The sequence below is a fragment of the Parasutterella sp. genome (genome assembly GCF_057870745.1).
In genome coordinates this window covers 47989-56176 of the sequence record NZ_DBMALT010000018.1, presented here as the reverse complement: position 1 = coordinate 56176, position 8188 = coordinate 47989, and the positions used below count along the sequence as shown (strand labels likewise).

The 8188-nt window shown below is 49.2% G+C and carries 10 protein-coding genes; 3 read left to right on the top strand and 7 right to left on the bottom strand.

What is annotated here, in order from left to right; all coding sequences use genetic code 11:
* Window positions 1-186 (top strand): hypothetical protein (locus ACZND6_RS06640; RefSeq protein ID WP_489524481.1); only part of this gene is annotated, 186 nt, incomplete at its 5' end.
* Window positions 187-300: 114 nt separating this feature from the next.
* Here ACZND6_RS06640 and phoR read toward each other — a convergent pair.
* From phoR to cyaY, 7 genes are all read right to left on the bottom strand, one after another.
* Complete coding sequence (gene phoR / locus ACZND6_RS06635; RefSeq protein ID WP_008810461.1) at window positions 301-1398, bottom strand: phosphate regulon sensor histidine kinase PhoR; 1098 nt, start codon at window positions 1396-1398, stop codon at window positions 301-303.
* A 392-nt stretch (window positions 1399-1790) separates the two neighbouring features.
* Window positions 1791-2375 (bottom strand): IS110 family transposase, encoded by a 585-nt coding sequence (locus ACZND6_RS06630; protein ID WP_008810460.1) that lies wholly within the window; start codon window positions 2373-2375, stop codon window positions 1791-1793.
* 2 nt (window positions 2376-2377) lie between these two features.
* A complete protein-coding gene (locus ACZND6_RS06625; protein ID WP_008810459.1) occupies window positions 2378-2830 on the bottom strand; it encodes an IS110 family transposase in 453 nt (150 codons plus the stop codon).
* Window positions 2831-3178: 348 nt separating this feature from the next.
* Entirely contained in the window at window positions 3179-3874 is a 696-nt protein-coding gene (locus tag ACZND6_RS06620) for a response regulator (protein WP_008810458.1), read from the bottom strand.
* Between the two features lie 6 nt (window positions 3875-3880).
* Window positions 3881-5218, bottom strand: coding sequence for a phosphoglucosamine mutase (glmM, locus tag ACZND6_RS06615; protein WP_008810457.1), 1338 nt, complete (start codon window positions 5216-5218; stop codon window positions 3881-3883).
* Window positions 5215-6063: a dihydropteroate synthase gene (gene folP / locus ACZND6_RS06610; protein WP_008810456.1), complete on the bottom strand. Its 849-nt coding sequence runs from the start codon at window positions 6061-6063 to the stop codon at window positions 5215-5217. Before folP ends, glmM begins: the two co-directional genes overlap by 4 nt.
* Window position 6064: 1 nt before the next feature.
* On the bottom strand, window positions 6065-6358 hold the full coding sequence (gene cyaY / locus ACZND6_RS06605; RefSeq protein WP_008810454.1) for an iron donor protein CyaY: 294 nt from the start codon (window positions 6356-6358) through the stop codon (window positions 6065-6067).
* Window positions 6359-6374: 16 nt separating this feature from the next.
* Here cyaY and lptM point away from each other — a divergent pair, with 16 nt between their 5' ends.
* Together lptM and lysA are read left to right on the top strand one after the other, a co-directional pair.
* Window positions 6375-6686 (top strand): LPS translocon maturation chaperone LptM, encoded by a 312-nt coding sequence (gene lptM / locus ACZND6_RS06600; RefSeq protein ID WP_021867675.1) that lies wholly within the window; start codon window positions 6375-6377, stop codon window positions 6684-6686.
* A 26-nt stretch (window positions 6687-6712) separates the two neighbouring features.
* Window positions 6713-8026: a diaminopimelate decarboxylase gene (lysA, locus tag ACZND6_RS06595; protein ID WP_021867676.1), complete on the top strand. Its 1314-nt coding sequence runs from the start codon at window positions 6713-6715 to the stop codon at window positions 8024-8026.
* Window positions 8027-8188: the final 162 nt, after the last annotated feature.

Here is an 8188-nt window from a genome sequence, read left to right as displayed (position 1 = left end):
CCGATTTTTTTGACCATGTTTCTCCTTCATAAATCGACGAGTGTACCCAAAATTGCGTTGGCGATCGATCTCAAATTTGCGTTGGTATGGACTATCAAAATTGCGTTGGAAATAGATCTCACTGTTGAGTTGCTAACCGCTCTCAAAGTCGTGTTGGAAAATGCTCTCAAAGTCGCGTTTGCTTAACACACCGCATCCGACTGCTTTTTTGCTGGTCTCACTTCCAAAGATCGTCGAATCCCATCAATTCCTAGTCCGCACTGTGAGATTCGTTCTTAAGCCGACAACCTCATCAGACCATCAGACGCCTATGACCGGTGAGCTTTCCGGCACCGTGCCTGAAAGAAGGTCTTTGCTGTTGATCGGGGGCGCTAACCGAGCTTTAGAAATAATGATCTTGAAAGTCGAACCCTTCCCGAGTTCAGACTCGATCTGGAGCTGAGCCTGGTGACGGAACAAAACATGCTTCACGATGGCAAGTCCGAGGCCGGTTCCACCTGTCTCTCTGGATCGCGATTTATCCACGCGATAAAAACGCTCGGTCACACGTGGAATATGCTCCGGTGCGATACCGATCCCGTTGTCCTTAACCGACAAAATCCCGTGATCGTCTTTCACTTCCCAAGAAAGCTCAATCTTGCCGTCCTTCGGTGTGTAGCGAACAGCATTTGTCACGAGATTGGTAACTGCGCTTCGCATATCCTTAAAGTCGCCGAGAATCCCTTCCGATGCTACTTTAGCAATCTTGATTTCATGCGCGCCGCCCGAAATCATGCGTCCTTCGGCAGCTGCCTCTTCCAAAATTTCATCGACATCGATGAGCTCGCGTGATGCCGGCGCCGCATCCTGCTCCAATCGAGACAGAGCCAGGAGGTCATCCACCAGTGCGCGCATCCTCTCCGCCTGCTCCAGCATCATTTCCCAGTGCAGACGATCCTCTTCATTAAGGTTCGGATTTTCTGTTGCCAGTTCCAAAAAACCTTGAATTACTGTCAGCGGTGTCCGCAGTTCGTGAGAAACGTTTCCGACGAAATCTCGTCGGAAGTCGTCAATTCGTTTGGATTCGGTTATGTCTCGCGTCACGACGACTGTGTATTTTTTACCGGCAGAAATCACGCGAACTTCTAAAACTCGTCCGTCGGGCAGATCGATAAGCTGACGAGCTTTCCAGCGTTCAGACTGAATGTGCTGAATAAATTCCGGATTCGTAAACACATCCGTCAGCTTCTTGCCGACGTCCTTTTCGGGATCCAGCGAAAGATCTCGTTCTGCGATGCGGTTCATCCATTGAATCACCAAGTCCTTTCTCAAGAGCACGACACCATCAGGAAGCGCACTGAGCGTCTGACGGAACCGGAGCTCTTTCTCTTCAAACTTGGTATGGTTTTTATCAGTCATGTTTCAGTCTTTTTACTAGTTTCTTATGTCCCAGGCTTGTCAAGTGAAAGTTTTTGTCCAGTGCGAATGGCTGCTTCCATATTCTTATTCGACACTTTTTTGCCAACCGAAGAGTTCGATTTCGGATCCTTTTAGGGCGATTCATACTGGAGTTAACCAGTTGAGTTACAAACATTATCAGGTCTTTCCGAACCTTTCTGGACAACAGTAATAACACATGTGCGCCAACTTTTTCCAGACAAATCTTTCCTCGACCTCTTAAACTTAAATAACTAAGAGGGGTTCTGATATTTTACTTGTGCATTTCATCCGCTTGTATTTTGGATTTTCGGTTATCGACGATGCAGATAGCTGCTGTGTTCTTATTCGGCCCACTTTCCCGCACCATAAGTTCATTGAGCGGCGGCCAAGATGAAGCGTCTTTCAAACTTCTCTCCTTTCTTAGCCATAATCCATAATTGTCTGGCAAGCTTATTTGCAACGGCAATAATGACCACCTTTTTTGGCTTTCTCGCTAAGATTGAAGAAACCCTGTCGGATTTGTGCTTGCTCCTACAGATGGCATGAGCACATTGAACTAGAAGAGTTCTGACCTCATTGTTACATTCATATTTCTTGGGAATGTGAGTAACAAAGTTTTTACCGTCGCTTCCGGAGCTTTTTGGAGCCAAACCTATATACGCGGCAAATTCTCTTCCGTTCTTAAAAACTTCCGGATTACAAAGCAAAACCAACATTGTCGCTGCCGTTATCGGTCCAACTCCCAGCGCAGATTGGAATAGGTCGTAGTGCTTGAGAGTCTTTGCGATGGACTCAATATTCGTTTCCAATTCTTTGATTTTTGCCATCGCCTCTTTAACTTTTGGGAAAAGAGCATTCAGCTCAGAAACTATAAATGGGCTTACGTCAGCTCGTTCCTTTAACTCAACAATTAAGGATCCGGCCTTTGCTAAGAATGCATTTACGCTTTTCCCCATAATCAACCCGTACCCAGACAAGATGCCTCTGATGTGGTTAATTTTTCGACTTTTTCTCTTTGGCGCTTCGTTCTCATCGTTTGCAGCAGCGCCAGGTCACGGATCGCTGCAGATTTGACCGGTACCTCACGCACACCCATCTCGAGAGCTGTATAGATACCGCGTGCATCGTTTTTGTCATTCTTTAACCCCGTTACGTACGGCTTTACCAACTTTGGGGGCATAAGACGAACCGTGTGGCCAAGACTTTGCAGCTCACGTGCCCAATGTTGTGAGCCACCGCAGGCTTCCATTCCGATCAGAGCGGGCGGAGTGTTTCTAAATTCATTTAGAAAATCGGCTCGTTTAACAGCTTTATTAGAAACAACGCCGTCGGAAGTAACTCTGTAGACTTGCATTACAGACTTTGCAATGTCGATACCACAAACAGATGAAAATTGAATATTATTAGTCATGAGGGGCTCCTTTTTAAGTTGTGGAAAACTTTATTGTGGCACTTAAGATGCCGTTGAGATTCGGAAGAATCGCTTTGGAGCCCCTCACTTCTACGTTTGGCGGCTAATCAGTTGTTAAAGATCTCGCTAGCATCCGCCGCACCAATTGAATGAAACTACTATTTTGAAAGCTGTCCCCGCTGCCCTTAACTTGGCGAAGATCGTGGTGCTATCTAGACGCCTGGGACATTATCGTTCACTAGTAATTTTTCATTTGATAGGAGCCGGCGCCGACCTATTTGGTCGGCGGGACTTTGAGTTTCTGGAGGTGTCTAACCTCGACTGAGTCTTGCCTCGGAGTCGATTCCTTTAGGCCTTTAAATTCGAAGCTCGATATCCGACGCCCCGAACTGTCTCGATAAAATCAGCCGCGGCTGTTCCGGCCAACTGTTTGCGCAGGCGAAGCATGTGAACGTCAACCGTTCTTTCGTCAATGTCCGCACCGACGCCCCATACTTTGTCGATGAGCTGGGCGCGTGAATAAACACGCCCCGGATGCTTGGCAAAAACCTGAAGAAATTTAAATTCCACAGCCGACAGACGCAGCGGTTTGCCGTTAACGCGTGCTTCGTACCGCTCGGCATCAATCTCAAGCGGCCCGACACGCAGCGTATCAGGAAGCGCATCTCCGCCTTTGCGGCGGATGACGGCACGAATTCTTGCGACCAACTCTCTCGGAGAGAAGGGTTTGGTCACATAGTCATCCGCTCCCGCTTCTAAACCTCGAACCCTGTCGTCCTCTTGTCCGCGCGCAGTCAGCATAATGACTGGCAGACTCTCGTTGCTGTGATAGCTCCGAAGTTCGCGCAGCCAATCAAGGCCGGCGCAGTCCGGAAGCATCCAGTCCAAAAGAATGATGTCCGGTTTGGCCGCTTCAAGATTTTTCTTTGCTTCGGCGACGTTCGCTGCCTTGCGGACTTCCATTCCGGAAGTCCGGCAGGTATAAGAAATTAACTCCAAAATTGACGGCTCATCTTCTACGATCAGAACGGATGTCGTCATCATCTCTCCTTAAGCTTCGAGCGGAATGAGTTCGGCTAATGCCTGAGCGTGCTTTTTCGCTTCACCGATATCTTCGCATTCCACCATAACACGGACCAACGGTTCCGTCCCCGAAGCGCGCACTAAAACTCTGCCTTTTCCTTCCAGCTCTTTCGAAACAGCCTTGATTGCGTCAAGCAGTGCCTGGTCTTCGTTCCAAACGTAACCGGCTTTATATCTGCGGTTAATCAAAACCTGCGGCGTCAGAGCAACTTCAGAAAGAACGGATTCGAGCGTAGAGCGGTTGCGAGCGAGCACAGACAGAACTTGGAGACTAGAAACAATACCGTCACCGGTGGTCTGCTTATCCAAAATAATGAGGTGGCCAGAGCCTTCTCCGCCTAAATCAATGCCTTCTTTAAGCATGATTTCTAAAACATAACGGTCTCCGACCTTAGCGCGGTGGAACGGAACGCCGAGCGTCTTGAACTGCTTTTCAATCGCAAAGTTCGTCATGAGTGTACCGACGACACCTTTCAGTTCGCCGCGGTTCAAACGATCCTTAGCAATGAGATAAAGCAACTGATCGCCGTTGTAGACCTGATGGCGGTCAGCCATGATCAGACGGTCGGCATCTCCGTCCAGCGCAATACCGATATCGCAGCCGGCCTTCTGAACGCGATCCGGAAGCGTTTCCGTATGGGTTGCGCCGACACCTTCATTAATATTGAATCCGTCAGGTGTATTACCTCCGCAAACGACGGTCGCACCGAGTTCATGATAGACATCCGGCGCAATGTGGTAGGCAGCGCCGTTGGCGCAGTCCACATAAATCTTGAAGCCCTTCAAATCCAGATCTGACGGGAAAGTGCTCTTGCAGAATTCGACATAGCGGCCTGCCGCGTCATCAAGACGGCGAGCTTTTCCGAGACGAGCGCTGTCTACACAGCTGAAACCGCGGTCCATTTCTTTTTCAATCTGCAGTTCCATTTCATCAGGCAGCTTGGTGCCTTTGTCCGAGAAAAACTTAATGCCGTTGTCATAGAAGGGATTATGAGAGGCGGAGATGACAACACCGGCACTCAGTCTCTGTGCTCTTGTGAGATAGGCAACAGCCGGTGTCGGAAGCGGACCGCCGAGCATCACGTCTACGCCGGCGCTTAAGAATCCGGCCTGAAGGGCGGCTTCCAACATGTAACCCGAGACGCGGGTATCTTTTCCAATAAAAACTCCGACCTCCCCGTCGGTTGTCTGCTGCTTAAGAATACGGCCGGCAGCCTGTGCCAAAAGCATGGCAAATTCTGGCGTAATCGGAGTTTGTCCGACTCTGCCTCTAACTCCGTCCGTTCCAAAATATTTTCGACTCATTTCAAATCCTTGTAGTGAACCATCGCCTTGTATATTGTGAGCGCTTCTTTCATTTGCTTAACGTCGTGAACTCGTACAATCGACGCGCCTCTTTCGACAGCGAGCAAATGCGCCGTCACCGAAGAAATCAGACGTTCTTCGGCTTTCGTAATTCCGGTAACAGCTCCGAGCGAAGACTTTCGGCTCATGCCGTACAAAAGCGGATAGCCTAATGATAAAAAATCTTCTGTCTTTGCAAGCAGTTCAAAGTTCTGTGACACCGTCTTCCCGAATCCGAATCCCGGATCCAAGACGATTTTTTCCGCTGAAACTCCGAGATCCGTCAACGCCCGAGCTCTCTCAGCCAGAAAGCTCTTCACCTCAGACAGCAAATCCGTGTAAACGGGATTCTTCTGCATTGTGCGCGGTTCCCCCTGCATGTGCATCAGACACACGCCGCATCCGCTCTTCTCTGCAGCTTCTAATGCGCCGTCACGACGAAGCGCATAAACATCATTAATAATCTGTGCGCCGACCTGAGCTGCCGCAGTCATCACTTCCGGTTTACTGGTATCCACCGAAACCACTAGGCCGCGAGCGCTCAGTGCCTCAATCACAGGGATCACACGTTCCAACTCAGAGTGAACGCTTACTTCTTCCGCTCCCGGGCGAGTTGATTCTCCGCCGATATCTAAAATATCAGCGCCCTCCTCTGCCAGCTGAAGACCATGTTCTATCGCTTGTGCAGAGGAATAATATTTACCGCCGTCACTGAATGAATCAGGAGTGACGTTGACGATGCCCATGATTTTTGGAGAGGACAGATCGATGCTCCGATCGCGGCACTGCCAAAACTTCTGAACCATCTCAGCTCTCCAGCGCTTCTTTCAGACATTCTGCAAAGGGCTTTTCACCTTTGCGGTAGTTCACGAGAACACCGGCGGCGTCATAGTAAAAATGCATTCCTCCCAAAGGAGAAGCCAGCCACATCTCTTCCATAGCTTCCTGACGGTTAATCACAACGACTTTGCCATCCTCAAGTGTCAGAGTCAGGACATTGCCTTCACGATCAAAATCCACATCGGGATATTGGTCATCAACTAATTGCTCAATATCGTTGAAGGTTTTCTCCGATAACTCGATAAAATCTCTTTTTGTCATGGTAGATTTGTCAATTATGCTGAAACGTTCCCTCATTTTATTCTTTCCGTGCCTTCTCTTAACAGGCTGCGGAATCAAAGGTCCTCTGTACCTGCCGCCTAACCCGAATGATTCGTACCTCTCTCGAATCGGACAGCAAATCAACGAAATGACAGGAGAAGACACGGTCGGTGCCGCTCCCGCTGATGCCGCTCAAAAGGCACAGGATGAAGCTTTACCAGCAGAAGGAACTGACAAAAATCCGGGAGACGCAACTGAGCAGCTGCCCGACAGCGTCACAAGTCCTCTGCGCTCTGCGCCGAATAATCCGATGTCGACGGCTTACTAACACATATTCATGGGTTCAAGACAAAGATGAATCTCTCTCTTCCTAATGACCGAGAGTTCGCCTGGAAGGACGGTACTCTTTGGTGCGAAAACGTCCCGTTAAAAGATCTCGCGGCCCGCTTCGGAACTCCTTTATACGTTTATTCCAAACAAGCCATCGTCAATGCTTTTCAGAGCTATCAAAAGCCTCTGGAGCCCTATAAGCATTTGATGTGCTTTGCCGTTAAAGCAAATTCGAATCTTTCCATCATTCGACTTCTCGGGAAACTGGGTGCCGGATTCGATATCGTCTCCGAGGGAGAACTGCGCCGAATTCAAGCCGCCGGATGCGATACGAGCAAAGTGATTTTTTCGGGTGTCGCCAAGACTTATCATGAAATTGAAGCCGCGCTCGACGCCGATATCAAATGCTTCAATATTGAATCTCCGGCCGAATTAGATCGAGTCATTGCCGTTGCTCAAAAGAAAGGTAAGAAGGCTCGTGTTTCTTTCCGCGTCAATCCGGATGTGGACGCTAAGACGCACCCCTACATTTCTACCGGTCTCAAGAAAAACAAATTCGGTATCGCCTACGATCAGGCTGTCGAGCTTTATTTAAAAGCCTCCCGCAGTCCTGAACTTGAGGTCGTGGGCATTGACTGCCACATCGGTTCTCAGATTACGGATACCGCGCCTTTTGTGGATGCCTGCGAAAAGCTTTGCACCCTTCTCGACAAGCTTCGCCTGAACAGGATTGATCTTCAGCATATCGATTTCGGGGGCGGCCTGGGCATTCAGTACAGTAACGAAGCAGTTCCAAGTCCGACGGTCCTTGTGGCCGCCTTACGCAGGGTCCTAGTCAAACGAGGTTACGGCGATAAAGAAATGATCTTTGAAGCCGGCCGCTCTTTGGTCGGAAACAGCGGAGCTCTGTTGATGACTGTACAGTACATGAAACAGGGCGAGCTGAAAAACTTCTGCATAGTTGACTGCGGCATGAATGATATGATCCGACCTACGCTTTACCAGGCATGGATGCAAATCGTTCCGGTCACACCCAAAAAGGAAGAAAAAGAAACTTATTGCTACGTCGTCGGTCCTGTCTGTGAAACCGGCGATTGGCTTGGAAAAGACCGTCTGCTGAATGTTCAGGAGGGAGACCTCATGGCACTATTAAGCGCAGGAGCCTACGGGATGTCTATGGCCTCCAACTACAATTCACGCTGTCTGCCGGCCGAGGTCTTAGTCGACGGAAACAGGGCTGTCCTTATTCGTAAGCGGCAGTGTGCCGAAGAACTTTTCTCTGATGAAATTCTCGTCACCGACACTCAGCTTGGCTCAGACGGCCTCACTGATCAATAGCACGATTCTCTTAACCATAGGCTTCTGCTCAGGACAGAAGCCTATTTTCTTCTGATACCGTCATGGTCAAATGACTGAGGAAGCCGAGAATAACGCGGAGCTGAAGAAAAAGTAATCGTGCACGATTTTCTGTTCACTGAACGAGTCTACATCCCGCAACCT